This is a genomic window from Enterococcus saigonensis, from assembly GCF_011397115.1.
GTDB lineage: Bacteria > Bacillota > Bacilli > Lactobacillales > Enterococcaceae > Enterococcus_C > Enterococcus_C saigonensis.
This window is the reverse complement of the sequence record NZ_AP022822.1, coordinates 2,268,972-2,294,758: the sequence shown is the minus strand read 5'-3', so window position 1 is coordinate 2,294,758 and position 25,787 is coordinate 2,268,972. Positions and strand designations below refer to the sequence as shown.

General features: G+C 37.1%; 24 protein-coding genes and 1 riboswitch. Of the genes, 14 read left to right on the top strand and 10 right to left on the bottom strand.

The features are described 5' to 3' along the window. Positions 1-6: 6 nt before the first annotated feature. Positions 7-462: a low molecular weight protein-tyrosine-phosphatase gene (locus EsVE80_RS10870; RefSeq protein WP_173103733.1), complete on the top strand. Its 456-nt coding sequence runs from the start codon at positions 7-9 to the stop codon at positions 460-462. A gap of 72 nt (positions 463-534) precedes the next feature. Then, entirely contained in the window at positions 535-903 is a 369-nt protein-coding gene (locus EsVE80_RS10865; RefSeq protein WP_173103732.1) for a hypothetical protein, read from the top strand. Between the two features lie 269 nt (positions 904-1,172). On the opposite strand, the gene ypfJ is transcribed toward EsVE80_RS10865, so the two are convergent. The 3 genes from ypfJ to brnQ form a co-directional block, all read right to left on the bottom strand. Beyond that, complete coding sequence (gene ypfJ / locus EsVE80_RS10860) at positions 1,173-2,057, bottom strand: KPN_02809 family neutral zinc metallopeptidase (protein ID WP_173103731.1); 885 nt, start codon at positions 2,055-2,057, stop codon at positions 1,173-1,175. Positions 2,058-2,081: 24 nt separating this feature from the next. Beyond that, entirely contained in the window at positions 2,082-3,578 is a 1,497-nt protein-coding gene (locus tag EsVE80_RS10855; protein WP_173103730.1) for a helix-turn-helix domain-containing protein, read from the bottom strand. A 150-nt stretch (positions 3,579-3,728) separates the two neighbouring features. Further along, entirely contained in the window at positions 3,729-5,084 is a 1,356-nt protein-coding gene (gene brnQ / locus EsVE80_RS10850; protein WP_173103729.1) for a branched-chain amino acid transport system II carrier protein, read from the bottom strand. Between the two features lie 248 nt (positions 5,085-5,332). Between brnQ and EsVE80_RS10845 the strand changes: the two genes are divergently transcribed. Then, positions 5,333-5,917: a TMEM175 family protein gene (locus EsVE80_RS10845; RefSeq protein ID WP_173103728.1), complete on the top strand. Its 585-nt coding sequence runs from the start codon at positions 5,333-5,335 to the stop codon at positions 5,915-5,917. Positions 5,918-6,004: 87 nt separating this feature from the next. On the opposite strand, the gene EsVE80_RS10840 is transcribed toward EsVE80_RS10845, so the two are convergent. From EsVE80_RS10840 to EsVE80_RS10825, 4 genes are all read right to left on the bottom strand, one after another. Continuing rightward, positions 6,005-7,348 (bottom strand): amino acid permease, encoded by a 1,344-nt coding sequence (locus EsVE80_RS10840; RefSeq protein ID WP_173103727.1) that lies wholly within the window; start codon positions 7,346-7,348, stop codon positions 6,005-6,007. Between the two features lie 237 nt (positions 7,349-7,585). Then, on the bottom strand, positions 7,586-8,335 hold the full coding sequence (locus EsVE80_RS10835) for an amino acid ABC transporter ATP-binding protein (protein WP_173103726.1): 750 nt from the start codon (positions 8,333-8,335) through the stop codon (positions 7,586-7,588). A gap of 23 nt (positions 8,336-8,358) precedes the next feature. Beyond that, positions 8,359-9,972 carry an ABC transporter permease subunit gene (locus EsVE80_RS10830; protein ID WP_173103725.1) on the bottom strand — a complete coding sequence of 538 codons (1,614 nt, stop codon included), beginning with the start codon at positions 9,970-9,972 and terminating at the stop codon, positions 8,359-8,361. 170 nt (positions 9,973-10,142) lie between these two features. Beyond that, positions 10,143-10,316, bottom strand: a riboswitch (Lysine riboswitch). Positions 10,317-10,671: 355 nt separating this feature from the next. Beyond that, the gene (locus tag EsVE80_RS10825; protein ID WP_071864310.1) at positions 10,672-10,968 is read right to left on the bottom strand and encodes a hypothetical protein; all 297 of its coding nucleotides are present in this window, start codon (positions 10,966-10,968) and stop codon (positions 10,672-10,674) included. A gap of 220 nt (positions 10,969-11,188) precedes the next feature. Between EsVE80_RS10825 and EsVE80_RS10820 the strand changes: the two genes are divergently transcribed. From EsVE80_RS10820 to EsVE80_RS10805, 4 genes are all read left to right on the top strand, one after another. After that, positions 11,189-12,100, top strand: a complete 912-nt coding sequence (locus EsVE80_RS10820; protein ID WP_173103724.1) for an EamA family transporter — start codon at positions 11,189-11,191, stop codon at positions 12,098-12,100. Positions 12,101-12,329: 229 nt separating this feature from the next. Then, the gene (locus tag EsVE80_RS10815) at positions 12,330-13,031 is read left to right on the top strand and encodes an NAD-dependent protein deacylase (RefSeq protein WP_173103723.1); all 702 of its coding nucleotides are present in this window, start codon (positions 12,330-12,332) and stop codon (positions 13,029-13,031) included. A 10-nt stretch (positions 13,032-13,041) separates the two neighbouring features. After that, positions 13,042-13,881, top strand: coding sequence for a chorismate mutase (locus EsVE80_RS10810; protein ID WP_173103722.1), 840 nt, complete (start codon positions 13,042-13,044; stop codon positions 13,879-13,881). Positions 13,882-13,885: 4 nt separating this feature from the next. After that, complete coding sequence (locus EsVE80_RS10805; RefSeq protein ID WP_173103721.1) at positions 13,886-14,398, top strand: transcription repressor NadR; 513 nt, start codon at positions 13,886-13,888, stop codon at positions 14,396-14,398. An 85-nt stretch (positions 14,399-14,483) separates the two neighbouring features. On the opposite strand, the gene def is transcribed toward EsVE80_RS10805, so the two are convergent. Then, the gene (def, locus tag EsVE80_RS10800) at positions 14,484-15,047 is read right to left on the bottom strand and encodes a peptide deformylase (RefSeq protein ID WP_173103720.1); all 564 of its coding nucleotides are present in this window, start codon (positions 15,045-15,047) and stop codon (positions 14,484-14,486) included. A gap of 225 nt (positions 15,048-15,272) precedes the next feature. On the opposite strand from def, the gene EsVE80_RS10795 reads away from it, so the two are divergent. From EsVE80_RS10795 to EsVE80_RS10770, 6 genes are all read left to right on the top strand, one after another. Continuing rightward, entirely contained in the window at positions 15,273-16,340 is a 1,068-nt protein-coding gene (locus EsVE80_RS10795) for a DUF871 domain-containing protein (RefSeq protein ID WP_173103719.1), read from the top strand. Next, positions 16,333-17,232 (top strand): N-acetylmuramic acid 6-phosphate etherase, encoded by a 900-nt coding sequence (gene murQ / locus EsVE80_RS10790; RefSeq protein ID WP_173103718.1) that lies wholly within the window; start codon positions 16,333-16,335, stop codon positions 17,230-17,232. The genes EsVE80_RS10795 and murQ overlap by 8 nt, the downstream gene beginning before the upstream one ends. Positions 17,233-17,317: 85 nt before the next feature. Then, a complete protein-coding gene (locus EsVE80_RS10785; protein ID WP_173103717.1) occupies positions 17,318-19,276 on the top strand; it encodes a glucose PTS transporter subunit IIA in 1,959 nt (652 codons plus the stop codon). A 268-nt stretch (positions 19,277-19,544) separates the two neighbouring features. Next, the gene (locus EsVE80_RS10780) at positions 19,545-20,183 is read left to right on the top strand and encodes a GntR family transcriptional regulator (protein ID WP_173103716.1); all 639 of its coding nucleotides are present in this window, start codon (positions 19,545-19,547) and stop codon (positions 20,181-20,183) included. Between the two features lie 244 nt (positions 20,184-20,427). Further along, entirely contained in the window at positions 20,428-21,630 is a 1,203-nt protein-coding gene (locus EsVE80_RS10775) for a quaternary amine ABC transporter ATP-binding protein (RefSeq protein ID WP_173103715.1), read from the top strand. Next, a complete protein-coding gene (locus tag EsVE80_RS10770) occupies positions 21,623-23,353 on the top strand; it encodes an ABC transporter permease/substrate binding protein (RefSeq protein WP_173103714.1) in 1,731 nt (576 codons plus the stop codon). The genes EsVE80_RS10775 and EsVE80_RS10770 overlap by 8 nt, the downstream gene beginning before the upstream one ends. Positions 23,354-23,457: 104 nt before the next feature. Here the strand turns inward: EsVE80_RS10770 and EsVE80_RS10765 are convergent, their stop codons facing one another. Both EsVE80_RS10765 and EsVE80_RS10760 read right to left on the bottom strand, forming a co-directional pair. Then, on the bottom strand, positions 23,458-24,309 hold the full coding sequence (locus tag EsVE80_RS10765; protein ID WP_173103713.1) for a MurR/RpiR family transcriptional regulator: 852 nt from the start codon (positions 24,307-24,309) through the stop codon (positions 23,458-23,460). 232 nt (positions 24,310-24,541) lie between these two features. Beyond that, positions 24,542-25,162, bottom strand: a complete 621-nt coding sequence (locus EsVE80_RS10760) for an FMN-dependent NADH-azoreductase (protein WP_173103712.1) — start codon at positions 25,160-25,162, stop codon at positions 24,542-24,544. A gap of 302 nt (positions 25,163-25,464) precedes the next feature. Between EsVE80_RS10760 and rpsO the strand changes: the two genes are divergently transcribed. Continuing rightward, the gene (gene rpsO, locus EsVE80_RS10755; protein WP_016173693.1) at positions 25,465-25,734 is read left to right on the top strand and encodes a 30S ribosomal protein S15; all 270 of its coding nucleotides are present in this window, start codon (positions 25,465-25,467) and stop codon (positions 25,732-25,734) included. Positions 25,735-25,787 lie beyond the last annotated feature (53 nt).

The following is a 25,787-nucleotide window of genomic DNA, read 5'->3' as shown; positions in this document are numbered from 1 at the left end:
AAAGAGATGGCGCGTATTTTATTTGTTTGCTTAGGGAATATTTGTCGCTCTCCAATGGCAGAAGGACTCTTTCGACAATATGCGGATACAAGAAATAGTACCATTGAAGTTGATTCTGCTGCAACTAGTCGTTGGGAAGTGGGAAATCCACCTCATCCAGGTACACAAAAGATTTTGAAAAAAGCGGGTGTTGATTTTTCTCAGATGTTTTCTCGTCAATTAGAAAGTAATGATTTTTACTATTTTGATTACATTGTGGGAATGGACAAAGAGAATATAGCAGATATTTTAGCTATTGCACCTAAAGATAGAACAGCCAAAGTTGCTTCGTTTATGTCAATTGTACCTGGCAAAGAAGATCTTTTTATTCCGGATCCTTACTATACAGGGGATTTTAATGAAACAGAAAAGCTAGTGAGAATGGGATTAGCACCATGGTTTGAAATGATGACTAAAGGGTAGCTCGTCAAAAGAACTTGTCTTTTTACTGCAATTTGATAAAATATGCTTACTTATCGTAAAGGGGTGGCAGGAATGAAAGAAAAAATGAATGTAAAAAAATTCGGCAATTTCGTGGCCAATACCTCGAATGCCTTATTAAAAGGATTTTTAAGCGACAGCATGGACGAAGAATTACAGCTGAAGATTTCTGTGGAGATGGCGGAAACGTTAGTTTTGGCGGCTGAAAAGGAAAGTTTAGTGGTTTTACAATTGGATCTAGCCAAAAATAGTGTCAAGTATGAAACCGTTTATGGTTGGATTTTAAACAAACAATTAAATCCCAACCATTTGGTGATTAAACCGCGTAACAATGAACAACAAATGCGAATGATTCCATTAGAGTCAATTCGTAAAGTTAGCATTTTAGATAAAGAAGGTCAAAGAACGAGTATTACCCGTTAAGAATAGTGGCGCAAGATACACCGATAACCAGCTACGCAACGATGGCTTGCGTGGTTTTTTATTTGCAAAAAATTGACAATAAATAAAAAAGAGCCCGTCGCTAGGGAGGCGACGGGCAAGGAGTTAAAAATGAAAAAGTGTTAGTTAGGGTTGTTTGTTGGTACATTTATATACTACAAAGTATTTATGAATTTTTTGTGAACCAGAGGCGCATAAGTTGGTAAATATCTTTAAAAAAGTATTAAGCTAAGTAAAAAATTTATAAGAAATTACAAACTCAGATTATAAGCACGAAATGTATCCCCATGTTTTAAATCACCATACTGATAACCGCGTTTAAACCAATCCATGCGTTGCTCAGAAGTACCATGAGTGAAACTGTCTGGGACGACATAGCCCTGCGCTTCTTGTTGCAGGGTATCATCACCAATTTGATTGGCTGCATTAAGAGCTTCATCGATGTCCCCAACTTCTAAAATAGGTTGTCCTTGATAAGTTTTATTCTCTAAGTAACGAGCAAAGCACCCAGCAAAGTAATCGGCTTGTAATTCTAAGGCGACACTGTAGCGGTTGTATTGTTTGTCAGAAAGACGACTGCGAAGACGCTCCATTTGTTCAGAAGTTCCAAGCTCGTATTGGACGTGATGACCAACTTCATGGGCAATAACATATGCCATAGCAAAATCACCCGTTGCACCAAAACGTTGGGATAATTCTTCTTGAAAACTTAAGTCTAGATATACTTTCTGATCTCCTGGGCAATAAAAGGGACCAATAGCTGAAGAGGCTTGACCACAAGCAGAGCGCACACTTCCACTATATAAAACCAATGTTGGATTTTGATAATCTTGTTGATAAGTAGCGTATTCCTTTTTTTGGAATTCTGAATTCCAGTAATCTTCTAAATGCCCAAAAACTACGCTTGCAAATTCTTTTTGATCATCTGTTCCTGTGGGTTGTTGTGCCGTAATTGGGCTTGTATCAGTTCCTAAAAGCGACCCTAAATCGATATTACCACCGGAAAAGAATAAAGAAAATAAGACGATTAAAAGTAGGCCAATACCGCCACCACCAACGACGCCTCCAGATAGGCCACTGGAATTACTTCTGCGATCTTCGACGTTTTTACTCTGTCGACCACCTTTAAAACGCATTACATCTCCTCCTTGCTTTTACGTCTATTTATTTTTTTCATTAAAGATTTTACGTAGGCGTTTATACAAGATAATATATTGTTCATCATCTAAACCATGTTCCCATAAGAAGACATTTAATTCAGGGTATTGATTTTTTACTAATAAAGAAGAGCTGATAATCAAGTCATACTGATCTCGTTTTTGACTATTGTATGTTTCGGCATTAACAAATTGTAAGTCAGACATAAACTGATAAACGCTTTTAACTAATAAGTAATTGTGCTCCAAAGCGACCCCTACTTCCACTTTATTGGCGCGTGCAGTGGTATCGTAAAGTGGCATTAAGACTTGGGTAAAGCCATTAACTAGACTACTAATCGTCGCATTATTCACAAAACTATTATAAGGATTTTCTTCACTTATCTGTGCAAAGAAAGTCTGAATTTTGGCTTGCATTTCTCGAATTGGTGATTCAAAAACTTGTTTTGGTCCCAATAGTCGTTGAATAGTTGGGAAACGATACTTAATGACATAGTAACCAAACGTAATGTTTAATAGGTTTCCTAATACCATTGGTTGGTCCAAAACTGTAGGGTTGTTTGAAAACAAGTCTGTCTTAGCAAAGTCTAGGAATTTTGTTACTAAGCTATAGACTGGATTTGGCTTTTCGCTAAAGTCCTTAATCGTTTGGGTTAACGTTGGGTCATCTTCTAGCGTATAAAATGGAATAAAATGTGCTAAGAAGAATATAAAGCTTGATTCTGCCTTATTTTGGCGTGATGTCAATTGATTATCCACCAAAGGATTTAAACGAGAGAAATCGTAATAATCATTGTTTTTCATTAGGCAGTCATAAGCTTTATCATATTTAACAAAATTACCTTTTTCAATTCGTAGTAAGAAGATTGCAGCAAAGTATTTCAATTCCCACCGACCTAAATAAGTCCGAGATAATGGGAAGTATTCCCCAAAGGCTGCCACAAGTTCTTCAGCTTTTTCTTCAGATACACTAAAAGGCCAAGCAATACCCCGAGAACCCAGCCAAATTAAATTGAATAGCGCTAAACGTACAAGACGTTCATCACCTACCATGCCAGCTTCGGTGTATGTAAAGCGTAGATTAAAAGCCTTCAAGAATTTTTTTAACTTCTCAATTTTACGCGATACAGTCGAGCGGCTTGAGAAGTAACGGTCGCAAAAATCCTCGATTGTTGGATTTTTTTCATTCATAAAATATAAGATAAATTGAAATGGTACAGAACCTTGCAGTAAGTAATAGCGATACTCATCGATAGTAGCAGTTAGGTTTAAACAATTAATTTTGCCAGCTCCAATCAAGAAGCTTTCGTGCTCAGGGTGAATCTTGTGAATATCTTTATCAATTTCCGTTAGATCAATGACAGTTTGCTGGTAGTTTAAATCCATTTCTTGAGCCAGCTCTGCAATTGGATAATTCTGACGTCCGATAAACATCATTTTGCGGAACAGTTTAAATTTCAATAAGGTTGATGAATCCATCATCAGCTCTTCATATACCATAAATATCCCTCCATATTTTGACTCCTTTTTTTCATTGTATCGTTTTTTTGTCAGACTGTCAGTTATAAGCACATGCAAAAGCGCCTGCTTCTCTAAAGAAGACAGGCGCTTTTGCTCGTTTATTTTATATTTTGTGATTTAAAGAAATTGCTAAGTGTTTTTCACAGGTGTTTTTTTGATTACAGTCCAAATTAAGCCGGCACTAAAACCAATGACAGCGGGTAAAATCCAACCCATTCCTAGTTTGAAAAACGGAAGGTAAGCTGCTGCAAAATGTAATAGACTTTGAACAGGTGCTAAGTTTTTCAAAATTGCTGGTGCAGCATTCAAGCCGTCAATGACAGCAGCAAATAAAGTAAAATAAGTTGTGAGGCGATAAACACTAGCTCTTTGTTTAAATAAAGGGCCAAGTAAAGCTAATAAAATTAAAGTAATAGCCAAAGGATAAGTGAACATCAACACAGGTGTTGAAAATTCAATAATCTTTGTTAGACCAATATTGGCAAATAAACAGGCCAATAGACTGGCACCAGTGACAAAGGTAGTATATTTTTGTTGTGGAAACAGGGTAACAAATGTTTCTGAAAAAGCAGTGATTAAACCAATTGCGGTTTTTAAACAGGCAATGATGACAATAAAAGCTAGCAAAATGCTACCGCCAGTTCCAAGGTAGTGGCGAGCGATTTCAGCCAAGGCAATGCCTCCATTTGCAGAAATTGCAAATTTGCCTAAGCTCATGGTTCCCATTAAAGCCAGTAAAGTATAAATAATTCCCATTAAAAGGATGCTGACAAAGCCAGATTTGACTGTGTCAATGGCAATAGTACTTGGTTTTTTTACTCCCATATCTTTTAACGTAGTAACAATAATAATTCCAAAAGCCAAGGAAGCCAAAGCATCCAACGTATTGTATCCTTCTGTAAAACCAGTTAAAAAGGCATGGTTTGTATAGTCTGCGTGTATGGGGGCAGCCCCAATTGCACCTATTGGATTTAGAAAAGCTAATAAAATTAAAATACCCAATAGTAACAAAAATAATGGATTTAGAAATTTACCAACGTAATTTAGTAGTTTTGTTGGTTTACGCGACAAAGCCCACGCCGCTACAAAAAATAAAATACTGAAACCTGCTAATGCTAGTGTAATTTGTTCTTTCGCTAAAAAAGGAGCTAAGCCAATTTCAAAAGAAGTTGTCGCTAAACGCGGCAAAGCAAAAAATGGTCCAATAACTAAATACAATAAAATAGTAAAAATTTTTGCATAGGTTTTATTGATGCGACAAGCCAAATCATATAATCCACTACTACGCGATAAGCCAATCGCCAAGACACCTAAAAAGGGTAGGCCAATACCTGTAACTAAAAAACCTAAATTAGCACTAAAAACATTACCACCAGCTAATTGTCCCATGTGCACTGGGAAAATCAAATTTCCAGCGCCAAAGAATAAACCGAATAACATTGATCCAACAAACAAATAATCTTTAAATTGTAGTTTCTTTTCCATTCTCCCACCTCAAAATCTTGTCTTCTAAAAATAATGGCCAAATACTCTGATAAATAAAATCTTTACTCGTATAAAAAAGTAAGTAGATAAACTATGTATCAGTTTATAAGTGTTACAAAAATAACAGAAAAAAGATTGATTTTCAAGAGTTTTCTGAAAGTTTAAATATAAACAGATGGTGAAAGGGATAAAAAGGTTTATAATGGCTCAAAACGGCAGGTGTGCTAAAATAAGGCGAGGTGAAATATGTGACAAAAGGACGATTAACGGCTTTTACTGATGGTGTTGTAGCAATTGTCATCACCATTTTAGTGTTGGAAATTCGATTCCCCAAAGAACCAACATTAACATCGTTGTTGGCAATGCGAGATGTTTTAATTGCCTATACCATCAGTTTTATCTTTGTTGCGGTTATTTGGGTAACACACCACCGTGTGATGAAGATGACAGAAAAAGTGGATGATCAAGTGATTTGGGCCAATATTTTTTGGCTGTTTTGGCTAACTTTGTGTCCTGCTGTAACGCAGTGGGTTGGTAGCAATCCGGGGATGTTTTGGCCGGCTTTGGCCTATGTTGTGGTGTACACGATGTGGAGTTTTTCTTTTGGTATTTTGACCAAACAAGTTCTAAAGGCAAATGAAAATCCTACCCATGGCACGCAGCTACTCCGTCATGATCATCGCAGTGGGTTATCCATGGTTATTAATTTGCTATTAATTGTAGCGGTATTCTGGCATCCTACTATTGGGCTGTTTGGGCGTTTTATTGTTTCGGCGATTTGGATTCCGTCTTATGAAACAGCGGCCAAGATACAAGCTCGATTAAAGGTGTAGTGTATAAAAAAGCGTTGGTATAATGAAAGCTAAACTTTCTTAGTACCAACGCTTTTTTTGTTTGAAATCCTACATATGCAAATGGACTTATTTGCGTTCGAATTTGAAATGATAGATTAACCATAAGATAATAAACCATACAGGGGTTACTAGCGCTGGCACGCGTGTTTCTTTGGATAAAAGTAAAACAACAGCTACAAACAACAGAAAAGCAAAAATCAAAACATTACTGTAAGGATAAAATGGCATTTTGAAACTGTGACTTTGTTTTCCTAAAATACTTTTACGATATTTCATATGTGTATAAACTAAGATGCCCCAAATAAATAAGAAACACGTTGTCGCAACACTTGTAACAATGGTAAAGACTTCACTTGGCATCAAATAATTCAAAATTACAGCGATAAAAACGACCAATGCAGAAAAGAAAATTGCATTACCGGGTACTTGATGTTTGGTCAGTTTTTCAAAAGACTTTGGTGCACTACCTTCTTGGGCAAGTGAACGTAACATACGTCCTGTGCTGTAAATAGCACTGTTACAAGCAGATGCTGCTGCCGATAAGACCACGACGTTAATGACTGTGGCCGCAGCGGTAATACCAATATCAGAAAAGACTTCAACGAAAGGACTTTCACTAGAATTTAGACTATTCCAAGGATAGATAGCCATAATGACAAATAATGCACCCAGATAAAATAAAATGATACGCAGCGGAATATTATTAATTGCTTTTGGTAAAACTTTTTTTGGATTCTTTGTTTCACCAGCTACAAGTCCGACTAATTCGATTCCAGCAAAAGCAAAAGTCACCATTTGAAAAGAGAGAACAAAGCCAGATATACCTTTTGGAAACCAGCCGCCGTGATTCCAGACATTACTTACTTTAACAGCACCAGCACCTGTTTGATAATGCGTGGTAATCATATAAGCTCCAACAATAATAAGCGCAATAATTGCTACAACTTTAATTAAAGCAAACCAAAATTCTAATTCACCAAATAATGAAACAGCAATCATGTTTAAGGTGACAAGCAAAACTAGGGCAATAATTTCTGGTAGCCACTGGGGAATTTGCGGAAACCAATATCGTACATAAAGTCCAGTGGCGGTTAAATCTGCCATTGCAATTGAAATCCAACAAAACCAATAAGTCCAACCGGTTAAAAAGGCCCATTTTTTTCCTAAATATTCTGCGATAAAATCTAAAAAAGAATGTTTATCTGTATTGGATAAAAGTAATTCTCCTAAAGAACGCATAATCAAAAAACAAATACATCCGGTGATGAGATAAGCCAGCAAAATGGAAGGGCCCGCTAATTGGATTGACTTGCCAGCACCTAAAAAAAGTCCCGTTCCAATTGCCCCCCCGATTGAGATTAATTGGACGTGGCGATTTTTTAAACTACGATTTAATTCTTGTGGTTCCATGAATCATTCATCCTTTGTAGTGAGTTGTACACTCACGTGAGTTTTTAAATATCTGAAAGTATCTTCTCCATTTTAGGGTAATTTTCAGAAAATTTCAATGATGGTTTTTAGTAGAAATGTAACTTTTTAAAATGCACCCCAATGTGTCTGCGTTTTAAGATGTTATTTGTTTTGTTAACAAAAATACCGGTCATATTAGTGGGTTAAAACCCAATAAAATACGACCGGAAGTATTAATTAATCTTTTTTATCATTTAAAACGCGATGTAAGAATTTTTTAGTTCGTTCTTCTTTCGGATTACCAAAGATGTCTTCTGGTGAACCTTGTTCGGCAATAACACCTTTGTCCATGAAGATAACACGATCAGATACCTCACGGGCGAAATCCATTTCGTGTGTGACAACAACCATAGTCAGACCGGTATGAGCCAAAGCTTTCATGGTTTTTAAAACTTCTCCCACCATCTCCGGATCCAATGCAGAAGTTGGTTCATCAAACAACATAACGTCAGGATTCATTGATAATGCACGCGCAATCGCTACCCGTTGTTTTTGCCCTCCGGATAATTGAGCGGGTTTAGCATCAATGTAGCGGTCCATGCCAACTTTTTCCAAGTTTGCTAAAGCCACTTTTTTTGCTTCAGACCGGTTTCGTTTTAATACGGTTGTTTGTCCAGTCATACAATTTTCCAAAACATTCATGTTATTGAACAGGTTAAATGATTGGAAAACCATGCCTAGATGGGTACGATATTTTGTTAAGCTATAGCCAGGGGATAAAACATTTTCCCCTTTATAATAAATTTCACCGCTGGTCGGTTTTTCTAGCAAATTGATGCAGCGTAGTAAAGTTGACTTACCTGAACCAGATGAACCAATAATAGAAACAACTTCTCCTTTGGCTACAGAAAAATCGATGTCTTTTAAAACCTCATTTTCCCCAAAGCTTTTTTTCAGATGCTGAATATTAATAATTTTTTCTGCCATGTTCTTTCCTCCTAAGCCTATGCCTATTGTTCCTCTGATTCTAATTCAGCTTCGTCAGCTTTGATGTAAGATTGTGGACCATCCATTTGTTTTTCAATAAAACGTAAAATGCGAGAAACACTGTAGGTCATAATCAAATACATAATACCGACAATCGTAAAGACTGGGAAGAACTTGTAATTAGTTCCAGCAGCTGATGTTCCTTGGAAGAATAAGTCTGCAACGGAGATGACACTCAACACAGCTGTATCTTTAATATTAATGACAAATTCATTACCAGTAGCTGGTAAAATGTTTCGGATTACTTGCGGCAATACAACTTTTGTCATCGTTTGTCCATGGGTCATTCCAATTGCTTGGGCGGCTTCAAATTGACCAGGATCAACTGCAAAAATACCACCACGAACAATTTCAGACATATAAGCTCCTGTGTTAATAGAAACAATGATGAAAGCAGCTAACGTCCGATTTAAATCAATTTGGAAAACTTGTGCTAAACCGTAGTAAATGACCATTGCTTGAACCATCATTGGTGTACCACGGAAAACTTCAATATAAACAGAAAGTAACCAATTGAAGAATTTTTGGAAGATGAATACAGCTTTGTTTTCAGCCTGTGGCAATGAACGAACAACGCCGATTAATAAACCAAGACTCGTTCCTAAAATCGTGCTGACAATGGCAATCAATAAAGTTAAGCCCGCCCCGCGTAAAAATAGACCGCCATATTGACCCCAAATTGTTTTTATATCATGGAAAAAGCCTGATTCTGCTTCTTTATCATCGCTTGTTTCATTTGCAGCAGGTTGTTCTTTAATGGCAGTATCCATTAATTTTGTGCGTTCGTCTTCAGAAATACCCGCTAAAATTTCATTAACCTTCACTACATCAGGATCACCTTTACGCATCCCGACAGCAACTTGGACATCTTCTGGATTGGTTTTGAAACCTTTATCTTTGTCAAATTCCACCATGGCATAATTTTTATCCACTGAAGTAGCTGTTACACCTTCTGGGCGTTCAGAAACATAGCCATCAATGACACCAGAAGAAAGTGCTGCGCGCATAGCTGAAAAATCTTTTTGGGCTTGTTCTTTTTGAACACCGGGAATTTGATTAATGACTGTATAGTGAAATGTATTTAATTGAGCTGTAAGTTTAGCTCCTTTAAAGTCAGCTAAGTCTTTTGCTTTTGCATATTTACTATCTTTTCGAGTGACAATAACGAGATGTGATTCATAATAAGGATTGGTAAAGTCGATTTCTTTTTTACGTTCGGCAGTAGGGGACATGCCAGCAATAACGGCATCAATTTTACCAGATTGTAAAGCAACTGGAAGTCCATCCCAAGAAGTTTTAACAATTACTAATTTCTTACCTAATCCTGCGGCAACTTTTTTTGCAATTTGAACATCATAGCCGCCTGCCCAAGCTTGGCTTTCACCTTGAATTGGGACAGCACCATTTGCATCGGTGGTTTGTGTCCAGTTAAAGGGGGCATAACCTGCTTCCATGCCGACACGTAAAGTATCAGCTGGCGTTTTACTGTCAGCTAAAGCTGGTGTCGCGGTAAAAGCGACAGTGAAAAAACTGAAAATAATGGTAAGTAGTGCAGTTACTGAGATTTTTTTGTTCATGTTCTGCTCCTTAAAAAGTATTTGACAATACCAACGAATTAAGTGGGACCACTTAAGACACGAGAGAAATGGATGGAGCTGTCGCCAGCGAAAATAAAAACAGCCGAAATCAGTTCGTATGAAAAGAAATCGGCTGTTGACAAAGAGCATAATTCGTCGACAAACCTCTCACAAAACATAGCGCAACTTAGCTAACAGCTAAGACAGTCCGCCGGGTTTTTCCCGCACGTCCCAACAAATCGGTGAGCAAACACACGATTCATTTCGGCATCATACCCTAGGCCTGCTTCTTAGTATTTGCTTACTCGACAGGATTAATGAATGATGCGACCTCTACCTCGGTGACGGAGGTATCTCGTATTCAGTTGATAGTACAAGAGAATTTTACGTCAATTTAATAAGGCTGTCAAACTTTTTTACATTAAAATGAAATATTATGCAGTATTTTCATTTTGATGAAGTCTCTTTAATTTTTGCGGACACCCCGCTATAATAGCAATTCAATAGGAATTGTCTGGGATAATAGAAGGGCTTGTTAGTTTTTAGCAATGTTTTTTTTTAGATTTATTTCAGCAAAGATTCATGAAAATCTATGTATAAAGTATACGAATCATACAAAAAATACTGCTTTTAAGAATAGCTATAAACAAGATGTTAATTCATGTTTATCTATTCAAAAGCAGCATTTTTTTTATTAAATTAAGCGATACTTTCTTTGGGTTCGCGACCTAAAATAGCTTGGATAACGGTTAAGACAAGTAATACGCCGATGATAATGTAAATCAAGCTTGAGTATTGAGTGATGCCCCAACCCCATGTGCGATAAATTGCCAAGACGATTGCTTGTACAATGGCAGCAAGGACGTTAAAGAAAGCAAATGCCCATAAATTGCCGTTTTCTTTGCGGGCCAAATAAAAAATAGAAAAGAAAATGCTTAACGCCGCCCATGCAACACAAACTAAGATTACGCCCCAATAAATAATGAATGGTACCAATGGATTCACCTCGCTTTTACATAAACGCAACTTACTTGTTACGTTTTTCCCAATGTATTGTATCACGTTTACATGGTGCTGTCATGGATTGAATTCATTTTCATTTATCCTGCCGATTTTGGCAAAATACAAAGATGATTAATAAAGACATTAATTGACGATTAATCGCGTTTAGGCTACTTTTAAAAAGACAGAGTTATCAGAATAGGGAGGGAATAGTATGTGGTTTGTAGCAGCGCTAATAACTATCTTGGCTTGGGGGACGGCGGATCTTTTTTATAAGAAAGGGAATGATCCCAATGATAGTCATAGTGCGATGAAGACTACTATTATGGTAGGGATCGTTATGGGTCTTCACGTTCTATTTTATTATGTCATTTATGAAGGTATTCGGTATGATTGGCACAATTTGATATTGTATTTACCAGTGTCAGCGATGTATATCTTGTCAATGGCCATTGGCTATTTTGGTTTACGCTATATTGAAGTTTCTATTTCTTCTCCTATTAGTAATTCCTCTGGAGCTGTGACTGCGGTATTAGGTTTTTTAATTATGGGTAATAGTGTCAGTTGGTTACAGTTTGTGGCTATTTTTATAATCTTAATTGGCATTTTACTCTTATCGATTTTTGAAAAGGAACAAGACGATGCAGAACTTAAAGCCGAAGGAATTAAAATTGATAAAAAATATCGTGTGGGAGCAATTGCAATTTTGTTTCCTATTTTATATATGATTATTGACGGAATGGGCACATTTCTTGATAGCTATTATTTGGAATATCGTAAGTTGATGCCTGAAGATCAAGCCAATATGAGTTATGAATTAACTTTTTTTATTGTTGCCTTAATTTTATGGGGGTATCTGGAATGGGTGAAAAAAGAACCTGTCTTTGTTTTACAGGAAAAAGATAAAGGTTTAGCAGCAATTTTTGAAACCTTAGGACAATTTTTTTATGTCGGTGCTGTCTCAACGAAAGAGGCAATTATTGTTGCACCACTAATTTCAGCATATGCCATTGTATCAGTTATTTTAGGACGTATTTTTCTAAAGGAAAAATTAAAAGCCAAACACTATTTCGTCATTGCTGCTATCATGATTGGCATTATGATTCTAGGTTTTTATGATGCATAATGAAAAGACTTGTAAAGTAGTAATAGCAACTAGTCAATTGACTAGTTAGTTTTTACCCGTGTTTAGTAATTAAATAAGAAAAGTTGGTTATCATTTGTGTACGCAAGAAGTAAGATTCTTTGAGAGTGATTTGGTGAAACCAGCTTTTTTATTTAAACATTCTTCTGTGATGCGAACTAATCTATTAAGAATGTGTTTCTAACGTATAATAGGTGATGAGGTGGTACAAATGACAACAATAGCAAATGCAGTACAAATGATTAATACAGCAAAAAAAATTACTTTTTTGACGGGTGCGGGTGTTTCGACACCGTCGGGGATTCCAGATTATCGCTCTTTAAAAGGAGTGTACCAGGGGATTGACCAGCCAGAATATTTATTGAGTCACGATTGTCTTGTGCGGGAGCCAAAAAAATTTTATCGATTTGTTAAACAGCTCTATCATCCGCAAGCAAGGCCTAATATTATTCATCAAAAAATTGCAGCTTTAGCTGAAAAAAAGCCGGTGTGGGTTGTTTCCCAAAATATTGATGGTCTACATGATAAAGCGAAAACGCCTCGTGTTGTAAATTTTCATGGCAATTTATATGATGTCTATTGTTGTAAATGTCATCAAAAGGTTCTGTGGGAAAACTATTTAATTCGTGATACCCACGAAAATTGTGGCGGACACTTACGACCAAATATTGTCTTATACGGCGAAGGATTTAAAGAGGATGTAATTAACCAGGCCATTCATGCAGTTAAAGCTGCAGATTTAATAGTAATTATCGGCACTAGTTTTCAAGTAGCACCATTTAACCAACTGCTGAACTATCGTGATAGTGCAGCAAAAGTTATGGCAATCAATCAAACGGCTCTTGCTATTCAGGAACCGTTTACCATGATACAATGTGCGGCAGAAGATTTGTTTAATGAAATTAATATTTAGGAGGATATTCATGGCGAGTGAAAAAGAAAAAATGATTGCAGGTGAATTATATTTTTCAGAAGATCCTGAATTAGTGAGTGAACGTAAATTTGCCAGAGAACAGATGTATTTGATTAATAGCGAAGCAGACGCAGCAATTCGTAGTCAGCTATTAAAAGAAACGTTTGGCCATGTGGCAGGAAATATTTATATGGAACCCACTATTCAATTTGATTATGGCTACAATATTTCGGTAGGGAAAAATTTTTATGCTAACTTTAATTGTGTTTTATTAGATGTCTGTCCGATTACAATTGGAGACAATTGCATGATTGCGCCAAACGTCCAGCTTCTTACGGCAACGCATCCTTTAAACCCTGTTAAACGCAATAGTGGATTAGAAAGTGGCAAACCAATTACAATTGGTAATAATGCATGGTTAGGTGCAGGAGCAATTATTTTACCAGGGATCACTTTAGGAAATAATGTAGTAGTAGCTGCAGGTAGTGTGGTCACTAAATCTTATCCAGATAATGTGGTTGTAGCTGGAAATCCAGCGCGGGTGATTAAAGAGCTTGTAGATGATAGTGAAGAAAATCCATTGGAAAAAGCTCGTAAAGAAATCAATCACATTGATCAAGAGTTGGTGAAGCTGCTTGAAAAACGAATGGCAGCAGTTAGTCAAATTGCTGCTTTCAAAAAAGAGCAGAACCAACCAGTCTTGGATTCAAAACGAGAAAAAGCTGTTTTACAAAAAGTTGCCGAAACAATCAACAAGGTAGAATACAAGGAGACGATTACATCAACTTTTGCCGATATTATGAAACATTCGCGTAACTATCAACAGAAAAAATTGACAGAAGGTGATTAATGAGATGGAAGGAAAAAAACGGCGCGAAGAAATTGCGGAGCAGTTAAAAACGACACAAAAGCCAATTAGTGCAACAAAGTTTGCCCAGCAATTTTCTGTCAGTCGCCAAATTATTGTGGGGGATATCGCTTTAATGCGAGCTGCCGGATTGGAAATAAAAGCTACTGCTCGTGGCTATTTACTGCAAGAAAAACGGCAAGGCAAGTTAAGTAAGATTGCCGTGCAGCACGGTGCAAATCAAACAAACGAAGAATTAAATCTGATTGTGGAAAATGGTGGCGAGATAGTCGATGTCATTGTTGAACATGACATTTATGGTGAATTAACGGGTAACTTACAAATAAAGACACCAGGAGATATCGCTGCATTTATGAAAAAATACCAACAATCAAAGGTTAGTTTACTTTCAGCGCTAACCAATGGGATTCATTTGCACACCATTGCTTATGAAAAAGATGAAGACTTAGTTGCTATTAAAGCTGCTTTAGCACAAGCAAAAATTTTATATCAAGAATAATTAAAAAAATCCAGGCAGTAAAAAAGCAGAGAAAACGCTACTTACGAGAGCTTTCTCTGCTTTTTTACTGCCTAATTAATACTTTTTACTCAATTACCAATACGCCTTCTTTTAGCGAGAATGGATTTTCTTCGTTAATGTGATCATAGAACATAACCCCATTCAGATGATCGATTTCATGTTGCACTACAATTGCTTCGTAGTTTTTAAGACGACGTTTATGTTTAACTCCGTTTTCGTCATAGTAAGATACAGTAACACGAGCGTGACGAACAACATAGCCAGGTACTTCACGATCAACAGATAAACAGCCCTCGCCTTCACCTAAACAAGCATCTTGGACAGAATGACTCAAGATTTTCGGATTGAACATAACCGTACTAATAACAGGTGTATCATTTTCAGGATCGTTACTAGGTACGTGTACTGCGATTAGGCGTTTTGAAATATTTAATTGTGGTGCTGCTAATCCAACGCCACCACGGAGATGCATTTCTTCTGCCTTAATGGGATCTTGGCTGTTTTTTAGAAACTCTAACATTTCTTCCCCTAGTTTTTTTTCTTCTGTAGTTGGGGGCATAGGTACTTCTTTGGCAACTTCCCGTAAAGTGGGATTTCCTTCTCTAATGATGTCATCCATCGTAATCATGATTATTCACCTCAAAGTTAATTTTCCTAGAAGTAAGTTTACCACAGAATGCTTTTTGATGGGACTTTGAAATTTTCTTATTAAATTTTTACAAACTTCAAGAAATTATATTTCAAAAAAATAATAAAAATAACGAAAAAAGGTTGCGAAAAAATAAATCATATTGTATACTCCAAAGTGTAAGCGATTACTAATCGTTTTTTCATAAAAGATGGAGGGATTTCATTGTTTGGCTTTTCAATTTTTTTAAATGAGACACTGTCCCAACAGCAAAAAAAATATGTTACGCAAATGGCACAAGCTGGATTCAAAGGTGTGTTTACTTCCTTGCATATTCCTGAAGATGATGCAACAAAATATAAAGAGCGCCTATGCCAGTTAGGGAGTTGGTGTCAGGAATTGAAGCTAGATTTAATGGTAGATATTTCGGGCAATGCGTTGGTTAAAGCTGGTTTTCAAATGGAAAATGTAGCTAAGCTGACAGAGTTTGGTGTGACGGGTTTACGTATGGATTACCATATTAGCAATCAACAAATCGCCAGTTTTAGTCACCAACTGAAGATAGCGTTAAATGCTAGTACAGTTACACAAGCAGATATTGATGATTTAAAAACTGCACAAGCTAATTTCTCTAATTTAGAAGCTTGGCACAATTATTATCCGCGTCCAGAAACGGGCTTAGCACAAGAATGGTTTTTAGAAAAGAATCGCTGGCTAAAAGCTAATGGTTTTACAATTCAAGCATTTGTACCAGGAGATGATAATGTAAGAGGCCCGCTTTATGAAGGGCTACCTACATTAGAAAAAGATCGTTACCGACATCCTTTGGCTTGCGCTTTATGGCAAAAAGAAGCAGCGGTTGATTTCATTTATATTGGTGACGGAGGTCTAAAAGAGCGAACAAAAAAACAATTTGAAGGTTTTATAAATAACAACGAAATTTTATTGCATGTTCATGATTGTGGAACCGAATATTTTTCTTATATTTTAGGGGAACATACCAATCGACTTGATGAAGCACAAGCAGTTATTCGTAGCGCCGACGCAAGATTTCGGGAAATTCCACACATTGTAGCAAAAAATACAGTACCCCGCACATTGGGTAGTGTAACAGTAGACAATGAAAAGTATTTGCGCTATGCAGGTGAAATTCAGATTTGTCAACAAGAGCTACCAGCCAATGACAAGATTAATGTAGTGGCTGAAGTTATGCCAGAAGAAAAAGATTTAGTTCGTCACATTAAAGGTGGCATGAAATTTAAACTAGAACAGATGGAGGAAGAAGATGAGTAAGATTAATTTGGAAAACCTAACAACAGAGCGCCGTAATGAAGCAACTTTTGGATTAGATGAAATGTCTGTTAAAGAAGCTTGTCAAAAAATGAATCAAGAAGATCAAAAGGTTGCCCTTGCAGTTGAAAAAGAATTGGACAGCATTGAAAAAGTAGTCGAAGCAACGATTGCAGCCTTCAAAAAAGGAGGACGTCTAATTTATATGGGCGCTGGTACTTCAGGACGCTTAGGCGTCTTAGATGCCGCAGAATGTGTTCCGACTTTTGGTGTTGAACCAGAAATGGTGGTAGGTCTTATTGCTGGTGGAGACAAAGCAATGACTGTGGCTGTTGAAGGAGCTGAAGATTCAGCAGAACTTGGTGCCAATGACTTACACGAGTTGAAATTAAGTGAAAACGATATGGTTGTGGGGATCGCAGCAAGCGGACGGACACCTTATGTTATTGGTGGTTTAGATTATGCACGTCAAGTTGGAGCAGCTACCGGTACAATATCATGTAATAAAGATGCAGAAATTTCTAAACATGCGCAATTTCCAATTGAAGTTGATTGTGGTCCTGAGTTTTTAACAGGTTCAACGCGCCTAAAATCTGGAACAGCGCAAAAATTAATTTTAAATATGATTTCCACGATTTCAATGATTGGTATCGGAAAAGTATATAACAACTTGATGGTCGATGTAAAAGCAACTAATGAAAAACTAGTTGAACGCTCAAAACGTATTATCATGCAGGCAACTGACGTAGACTACGAAACAGCAGCTCGCTTCTTTACAGCAGCTGACGAAAATGTTAAATTAGCCATCGTTATGATTTTGACAGATAGTGATAAAAAAGCTGCAGCCGAAAAATTAGTGGCAGCAGATGGTTTTGTAAAACAAACTTTGAACTAATGGCAGACCGGGGCTGTAATAAGTTATTACAGCTCCTTAATAAGTAGATTTCAAATAATTCATGATTTCAAGGAGGAAAGTTAGAATGGCAAAAGAAGAATTAAGTTTGGAACAATTGGCAAAAGAGATTTACAAAGGCGCCGGTGGCATGAACAATGTTGAAAGCGTAACCCATTGCATGACACGCGTAAGAATGTCGGTTCGTGATCGCGATGAAGTCAATGAAGCACAATTAAAAGCGATTCCAGGTGTATTGGGTGTTGTAGATGATGAACAGTTACAAGTAATTATTGGTCCTGGCAAAGTAAATAAAGTTGCAAAGGAAATGGCGAGTCAAGCAGGTGTTTCTTTGGGAGAAGAGATTAAGGCTACGACAAGTGGTAAAGATGCTCTTAATCAAAAAGCAGCAGAAATGAAAGCAGCACAAAAAGCCAAACAAAAACAATCACCGTTTAAAGCACTTTTAAAAGATATTTCAAATATTTTCGTTCCAATGATTCCAGCTTTTGTTGGCGCTGGTTTAGTTGCGGGGATTGCCTCTGTCTTAGCTAACATGGTAACTGCTGGTCGTTTAGACGCAGCAACCTGGCAACAATATATTGATGTCATGAATATTTTGAAAAACGGGATGTTCTCTTTTCTAGTCATTTATACAGGTGTGAATGCAGCACAAGTTTTTGGTGCTACACCAACGCTTGGTGGGGTAATCGGTGGTGTCGTAACATTAACTGGGATGAATCCAGAAGCACCAATTACCAATCTTTTCAATGGGCAACCTTTAGCGCCACAACAAGGTGGTATTTTAGGTGTTATTTTTGCAGTATGGTTACTTTCAAAAGTTGAGAAAAAATTACATGATATTGTACCAGAAGCAATTGACATTATTGTAACACCAACCATTTCGTTACTTGTTATCGGTTTAGCTGAAATTTTCTTAATTATGCCGTTAGCCGGTTTTGTTTCAAACGGATTAGTTGGCGGAATTAACTGGATTTTAAACGTTGGTGGTGCCTTCTCTGGTTTTGTATTAGGAGCAAGTTTCTTGCCAATGGTTATGTTTGGTTTACACCAAATTTTAACACCAATTCATATTCAAATGATTGAAGCGACAGGTAGCACACAATTACTACCAATCTTAGCAATGGCTGGTGCGGGTCAAGTTGGGGCTGCTTTAGCATTGTGGATTCGTTTACGTAAAGATAAAGAATTAACAGAAATGATCAAAGGTGCATTGCCAGTTGGTATTTTGGGAATTGGTGAACCATTAATTTACGGAGTAACACTACCATTAGGGAAACCATTTATTACGGCTTGTATCGGTGGTGGTGTTGGTGGCGCGGTAATTGGTGCTTTAGGTAACGTTGGTGCAACAGCAATTGGTCCTTCTGGGGCAGCTTTAATTCCATTAATTGCCAACGGCCATTGGTTAGGTTATGTATTGGGCTTATTGGCAGGTTATGCTGGCGGATTTGTGGCAACTTACTTCTTTGGTATTCCAAAAGAAAAATTAGCTGCTGAAAAAATGGCAGAAGAAAAAACAACGACAAACTCCCCTGTACAAACAACAGCACCTGCTAGCGAAGTAGCAGCAACAACTGAATTCTTTGCTGTGGCAAATGGCGAAGTAAAACCTGTTTCAGAATCTACAGATGCAGTTTTCTCACAAAAGATGATGGGTGAAGGTTACTTTGTTGTACCAAAAGAAGGTACAATTTATGCACCAGTAACGGGGACAATTTCATCAGTATTTCCAACTAAACACGCAGTGGGGATTACAACGGATAATGGTTTAGAGGTTTTACTGCACATGGGTGTTAACACGGTTGAATTAGAAGGTAAACCATTTGATTTGAAAGTAGCGGAAGGTCAAAAAGTAACACCAGACACTATTGTCGCAGACGTTGACTTAGCAGCAATTAAAGCAGCTGGTAAAGGCACAGATATGTTAGTCTTAGTGACAAACATGGACAAAGTTAAAAACGATATTTTAGAAAAAGTCGGAAATACCGAAGCGAAAACACCGGTTATGAAAGTAGAAGTATAAATAAAAGGCTTCATTTATATAGTAATAAAAAGGAAAAGTGAAATTCACTTTTCCTTTTTTTGTAGAAAAGCCTAGTTTATTTTTATCTATCCGAAAAGTTTTTTTGTAGCGCGCAGGAGTTTGAATTTGTAGCAATGAAAGTTTCATATTTTAAAATACTTGTAGAATTTGGCGAATCGTGGGAAAGTGATAGTTAGAAAACTGGTTCATGAGTAAATATAAATTGGGACTACTAAAAATTTTGATGAAAAGGTAAGGAGGAGAGAATGTGGCTGGAAAAAAATTAAGCATCCCTCGATATCAACAGATTGCTGTTGAAATTGCAGAACGAATTGTTGAAAACCGGTATAAAGAGGGGGAAAAAATCCACGCTCGTTCCACTTTAGCGAGTAATTTTAATGTTTCGCCTGAAACAGCCAGAAAAGCAATTAACGTTTTAGTTGATCTTGGCATTATGGATGTAAGGCATGGTAGTGGTGCCTATGTTTCTTCGCGGGAAAAAGCGCAGAGTTTCCTAGAGCAATATAAAGATGTTAGTTCGATTCAAGAGATAAAAAATGACATTTTGGACAGTGTTGAAAGACAACAACAAGAGCTGGAAAATTTTTCCGGTCTACTGGACACATTAGTAAACCAAACTAGACGCATTCAACAGACTGCGCCATTTTTGCCTTATGAAATTCAGTTGGATGAAACGGCAAATCATTTAAATGAATCTATTAAAGATCTGAATATCTGGCAAGAAACTGGGGCAACAGTAGTAGCCTTACAGCACGAAGATCGTTTGCTGTTATCTCCAGGGCCATATGCAAAATTTGAAGTCGGCGAAACAGTTTTTTTTGTAGGCGATGAATTAGTGTTTCAACGGATGAAGAACTTTTTTTATCCCGAAAAAGATAAATATTAAGAAAACCTTAAGATAAAAATGACTACTGTTATAACCAGGAAAACGAATTCACGTTTTTTCCTGGTTATTCTTTTTTGACTAAGTGACCACATGGTGATAATCTAGTGTGGTCAGTTTTTTGAGCGGGAAATTTTTCAAACTTCTAATTTCCCATCCTATCAATAGAAATGTAGCAATTAGTTTCTTGATTAGGCAAGCTGTTTTTACTATTTAAAAGCAGCAAAAATAAATAGGGGGTAACAAAATGAGTAAAGTGAAAGTAGAACACTTAACAAAAATTTTTGGTAAAAAGCAACAACAAGCTCTTGCCATGATGAAAGAACATAAAAGTAAAACTGAAATTTTAGAAAAAACCGGTGCAACAGTCGGTGTTTACGATGCAAATTTTGAAGTAAATGAAGGGGAGATTTTCGTAATTATGGGCCTTTCAGGGTCTGGTAAGTCGACGCTAATTCGTTTATTAAATCGTTTAATTGATCCGACTGATGGCGAAATTTACATTGATGGTGAAGATATTGCAAAGATGAACAAAGAATCTTTACAAGAAGTTCGACGCAATAAAATCAATATGGTATTTCAAAGTTTTGCTTTATTTCCACATCGCACAATTTTGGAAAATACGGAGTTGGGCTTAGAGATTCGTGGTGTTGCTAAAGACGAACGCCGCAAAAAAGCAGAACAAGCTTTAGAAAATTCTAGTTTAATTGCCTTTAAGGATCAATATCCAGAGCAACTTTCTGGTGGGATGCAACAACGGGTAGGTTTGGCTCGAGCGCTTGCGAACAATCCTGAAATTTTATTGATGGATGAAGCCTTTTCGGCATTAGATCCATTAATTCGGCGAGAAATGCAAGATGAATTATTAGACTTACAGGAAAATGTAAAAAAAACCATTATCTTTATTACCCATGATTTAAATGAAGCCTTGCGAATTGGTGATCGGATCGCATTGATGAAAGATGGGCAAATCATGCAGATTGGTACTGGCGAAGAAATTTTAACAAATCCAGCCAACCAATATGTTCGTGATTTTGTCGAAGATGTTGATCGCTCAAAAGTGCTAACTGCGCAAAATATCATGGAACCAGCAATTACCATGAATATTGAAGCAGATGGGCCAAATGTGGCATTAAATCGGATGCGCAAAGAAGGCGTTAGTATGTTGTTAGCTGTTGATCGCAAGCGTAAGTTAAAGGGGAGTTTAACAGCTTTAAAAGCTTTAGAAGCGCGCAAGGAACAGTTGCCACTAAAAGAAGTTATTGATAAAAATGTCAAGAAAATTCCTCAAGATATGTTAGTAACTGATATTTTTGATGTGATTAAAGATGCAGAAGCACCTTTAGCTGTAGTTGATGACAAAGATAAATTACTCGGTGTGGTCATTCGCGGTAGCGTGATTGAAGCATTAGCTCAAACAGGAGACAAGGAGGTGGAATTTGTTGGATAATTTATTACAACAAGCAATTCCAGTAGCAAAATGGGTGGAGAATTTTACAGATTGGTTGACAAAAACGTTTGCGGGGCTGTTTAGTTTCGTCCAAAGCATTGGTCAAATAATTATGGATACCATCACGAATACTTTACTATTTATTCCACCATTACTATTTATCGTATTATTAGCTGTTGCTGCCTTTTTCTTATCAAAGAAAAAGCCGGGACTGACAATTTTAACATTCTTTGGTCTACTCTTTATTTATAACCAAGGTTTGTGGAATGATTTGATGAATACGGTCACGTTGGTGTTGCTTGCCAGTCTTGTTTCAATTGTTATTGGGATTCCATTAGGGATTTTAATGGCTAAAAGTGAAAAAGCCAATACGATTGTTTCACCGATTTTAGACTTCATGCAAACAATGCCAGCCTTTGTTTACTTGATTCCGGCCGTTGCTTTCTTTGGTATTGGTATGGTACCAGGAGTTTTTGCTTCCGTTATTTTTGCCCTGCCACCAACTGTTCGTATGACGAATCTAGGAATTCGTCAAATTCCTAGTGAATTGGTCGAAGCTTCAGATTCTTTTGGTGGTACAGGTAAACAAAAGCTATTTAAATTAGAATTGCCTTTAGCTAAAGGTACAATTATGGCAGGGATTAACCAAACGATGATGTTAGCACTGTCTATGGTTGTGACAGCATCAATGATTGGGGCGCCTGGACTTGGGCGCGGTGTTTTATCAGCCTTGCAACAAGCACAAGTCGGGAATGGTTTTGTTAATGGTTTGGCTTTAGTTATCTTAGCAATCATCATTGACCGTTTTACTCAAAAATTAAACGCACCAAAAAAGGAACGGAATAAAAATCTTGCTCCCGCTGCTAAGAAAAAACAAAGATGGATTACTGGTGGCGTTGCAGTAGTAGTAATTGCTTTGATTTTTGGTTCGACTTTTGCTGGTAGCCATGCTTCTGATAAAGGGACAATCCACTTGTCTTATGTTGAATGGGATACAGAAGTAGCCTCTACTAATGTGGTCGCAGAAGTCCTAAAAGAAGAAGGTTATGATGTGAAGTTGACACCTTTGGATATGACGGTCATGTGGCAATCTGTTGCAAATGGCGAAACGGATGGTATGGTGGCAGCTTGGTTACCTCATACACACCAAGCACAATATGCTAAATACAAAAATCAAATTGAAAATTTAGGTGAGAATCTAAAAGGTGCTAAACTTGGTATTGTGGTTCCAAGTTATATGGATGTTAACTCCCTTGAAGATTTAAGTAATCAAGCGAATCAACAAATTGTCGGTATTGAACCTGGGGCAGGTGTAATGAAAGCAGCAGATAAAACGCAGGCTGCTTATCCAAACTTAAAAGATTGGACAGTAGAGTCGTCTTCATCTGGTGCTATGACAGTTGCACTAGGCAAAGCCATTAAAAATAAAGAACCGATTGTTATTACAGGTTGGTCACCGCATTGGATGTTTGCCAAATATGATTTGAAATATCTTGCTGATCCAAAAGGGACGATGGGAGGAGCCGAAACAATTAACACAATGGTTCGTCAAGGCCTAAAAGAAGATCAGCCAGAAGCATACCAAATTTTAGACAACTTCCATTGGGAACAAAAAGATATGGAAGAGGTTATGTTAGCTGTTCATGATGGAAAAGAACCCGCTCAAGCTGCGAAAGAATGGGTCAAAAGTAATCCAGATAAAGTAAATGAATGGGTTAAATAAATAAAAAAAATCCGTGCTCCTTTTGCTACATGTTGCAGAAGGGAGTGCGGATTTTCTTGGCTTAAAATAAGGAGGTATATAGCCTTTTGTACGATGTTAGAAGCTTAAAAGTGTCTTTCTCGGAAATCTTTGATGATTTGTCGCGATTGATAAATTTTTTCAGCATTTTCCTGATTGCGACTGATATAAGAATAAAATAAGATATCTACCGCTAAAAATTGGGCAATTAAAGAATTGGTGGCAGCACTACGTTGGTCAGCCTCTTGTGGCCGTGAAACTTGTAAGGACACATCGGCTAATTTAGAAAGTCGATTATTACCAAAACGAGTTAAGGTAATAATTGGAATCTTTAATTCTTTTGCAATTTCAGCAAAGTAGACAATTTCTGGTGTTTCTCCAGAGTTTGAAATTAACCATAAAACGGCATTTTTTTTGGTGTTAATAAGTTGGGGGAGTAAGGCGTTGTAATTGGTTTCTAAAGAAACACTTTTGCCAATTCGGTCCCATTTTTGTTTGATGTCTTCTGCAACTAAATGAGAAGCGCCTACACCGGCTACAAAAATCCGCTCTTTGGACTCCAATAATTTCAAAGCTGCGATTAATTTTTCATCGCTTAAAATTTGTGTTGTTTCGTGGAGTGTGAGTTGAGCATTTTGCGATAGTTTTTCTTTTAAAGATGCGATGGGTTCATTTTTTTTCACATCGGAATATTCTTGATTAGTTCCAGTTTGTTGACTTTCAGCTGAAATCTGGATTTTGAAATCTGTTAAACTAGAAGCACCAACTTTTTTTGCAAAGCGAACAACAGTAGGGGCGCTAGTTTTTGAACCTTTGGCAATTTGTTCGGCCGTCATGGTAGGTATTTTATCAATGTTCTTTTTTATGTAACGAAAAATCCGTAGTTCGGCTTTGGATAATTCGTTTTCCATTCCTTGAATTCGATTGATTAGTGCCATTGCAATCACCTCATGCACATTATAACAGAAATGATATCTCGAAGGTGACAAAACAAAGGAGAAAGGTAAGGTTTTATCGTTGGTTGAATTTCTGAGATTTATGTAATAATCTACGTATCAACGTTAACGAGAAAAGTCGAAAATTAGTAAGAGTTACGTCGTTCACTCTGCTAATTTTCGACTTTTATTTTGGATAATGAAATTTTTTCCAATGGATAAGCAAACAGTTGGATTAGAAAGTTTTTGCTGCAGTTTCTACTTCATTTGTTGCTTTGGCCATAATTTCATCAACTTTTGTGGGATCAAAATCTAAGCCTTCAGCGAAAACTTCACTGAAGTCACTAATCCCAATAAAATTCAATAGTTGGCGGGTATATTGAGCAGCAAAGTCTTGACCATTATAAAAACCGCCACTTGCTTGAATATGCAATGCCTTTTTACCGGTCACTAAGCCTACTGGCCCTTCCGCTGTATATTTAAATGTTTTGCCGGCAACGCAAATTGTATCAAACCAGGCTTTCAAACGACTTGGAATGCTTAAGTTCCACAATGGGTTGGCTATCACGATTTTATCAGCTTTTTCAAACTGTTCAGTCAAGCCGTTGAAAGCGGCCAATTTAGTTTGTTGTGTAGGTGTCAGATCGCTAAATTGTGCATCGTGCATTAAAGCGTGCCAGCCAGAAGTAATGTCACCATCAATTTCAGGAAAATCAACGGCATAAGGATTGATTATGATGATTTCATCTTTTGGATTACTTTCTTTATACGTAGTTAAAAAGCTTTCTAATAATTGCATGGCATGAGAATCTTTGGCATCAAGGGGATGCCCTTTAACAGCAAGTAAAATAGACATTTTTTCCTCCAATTTTTAAATTTCTTATTTGATGCCGTCAATATCAAGTAGCATCAGTTTTTGTTAATCTAGGAATGCATATAAAAAACGCATGTTGTGATTATAACGGTTACATTTCTTGATTTTCAATTTATTTGCTTGCAAAGCAGGATAATTTAAATTTGAAACGATTGAACTTGCTTTTTCTCTTTTAATCAAGTAAAGTATACCTGTGTGCATTGCATACCGCCTGTCACTTGGTTTGGCGAGTCACCAACGCTTTACTCAGTCACAGGGAGAATAATAATGTGAGGTGAAAAAACATGGCAATTTCAAAAGAACGTAAAAACGAAATCATGACAAAATTTGCACGCCACGAAGGCGACACTGGTTCTCCAGAAGTGCAAATCGCTGTGTTGACTGAAGAGATCAACCACTTGAATGAACACGCACGCGTCCACAAAAAAGACCACCATTCTTATCGTGGTTTGATGAAAAAAGTTGGTCATCGTCGTAACTTGTTAGCTTACTTACGTAAAACTGACGTTCAACGTTATCGCGAATTGATCCAAGCTTTAGGATTGCGTCGTTAGTCGTTATCGTCTTAAAAGTGAGGTTCAGCTTGAATCTCACTTTTTTGCTATAA

What these genes read in the sequence shown, in the direction of transcription:
- EsVE80_RS10870 (WP_173103733.1), top strand. Translation starts at nt 7, where the DNA reads ATGGCGCGTATTTTATTTGTTTGCTTAGGGAATATTTGTCGCTCTCCA.
- EsVE80_RS10865 (WP_173103732.1), top strand. Translation starts at nt 535, where the DNA reads ATGAAAGAAAAAATGAATGTAAAAAAATTCGGCAATTTCGTGGCCAAT.
- ypfJ (WP_173103731.1), bottom strand. Translation starts at nt 2,057, where the DNA reads ATGCGTTTTAAAGGTGGTCGACAGAGTAAAAACGTCGAAGATCGCAGA.
- EsVE80_RS10855 (WP_173103730.1), bottom strand. Translation starts at nt 3,578, where the DNA reads ATGGTATATGAAGAGCTGATGATGGATTCATCAACCTTATTGAAATTT.
- brnQ (WP_173103729.1), bottom strand. Translation starts at nt 5,084, where the DNA reads ATGGAAAAGAAACTACAATTTAAAGATTATTTGTTTGTTGGATCAATG.
- EsVE80_RS10840 (WP_173103727.1), bottom strand. Translation starts at nt 7,348, where the DNA reads ATGGAACCACAAGAATTAAATCGTAGTTTAAAAAATCGCCACGTCCAA.
- EsVE80_RS10835 (WP_173103726.1), bottom strand. Translation starts at nt 8,335, where the DNA reads ATGGCAGAAAAAATTATTAATATTCAGCATCTGAAAAAAAGCTTTGGG.
- EsVE80_RS10830 (WP_173103725.1), bottom strand. Translation starts at nt 9,972, where the DNA reads ATGAACAAAAAAATCTCAGTAACTGCACTACTTACCATTATTTTCAGT.
- EsVE80_RS10820 (WP_173103724.1), top strand. Translation starts at nt 11,189, where the DNA reads ATGTGGTTTGTAGCAGCGCTAATAACTATCTTGGCTTGGGGGACGGCG.
- EsVE80_RS10815 (WP_173103723.1), top strand. Translation starts at nt 12,330, where the DNA reads ATGACAACAATAGCAAATGCAGTACAAATGATTAATACAGCAAAAAAA.
- EsVE80_RS10810 (WP_173103722.1), top strand. Translation starts at nt 13,042, where the DNA reads ATGGCGAGTGAAAAAGAAAAAATGATTGCAGGTGAATTATATTTTTCA.
- EsVE80_RS10805 (WP_173103721.1), top strand. Translation starts at nt 13,886, where the DNA reads ATGGAAGGAAAAAAACGGCGCGAAGAAATTGCGGAGCAGTTAAAAACG.
- def (WP_173103720.1), bottom strand. Translation starts at nt 15,047, where the DNA reads ATGATTACGATGGATGACATCATTAGAGAAGGAAATCCCACTTTACGG.
- murQ (WP_173103718.1), top strand. Translation starts at nt 16,333, where the DNA reads ATGAGTAAGATTAATTTGGAAAACCTAACAACAGAGCGCCGTAATGAA.
- EsVE80_RS10785 (WP_173103717.1), top strand. Translation starts at nt 17,318, where the DNA reads ATGGCAAAAGAAGAATTAAGTTTGGAACAATTGGCAAAAGAGATTTAC.
- EsVE80_RS10775 (WP_173103715.1), top strand. Translation starts at nt 20,428, where the DNA reads ATGAGTAAAGTGAAAGTAGAACACTTAACAAAAATTTTTGGTAAAAAG.
- EsVE80_RS10765 (WP_173103713.1), bottom strand. Translation starts at nt 24,309, where the DNA reads ATGGCACTAATCAATCGAATTCAAGGAATGGAAAACGAATTATCCAAA.
- EsVE80_RS10760 (WP_173103712.1), bottom strand. Translation starts at nt 25,162, where the DNA reads ATGTCTATTTTACTTGCTGTTAAAGGGCATCCCCTTGATGCCAAAGAT.
- rpsO (WP_016173693.1), top strand. Translation starts at nt 25,465, where the DNA reads ATGGCAATTTCAAAAGAACGTAAAAACGAAATCATGACAAAATTTGCA.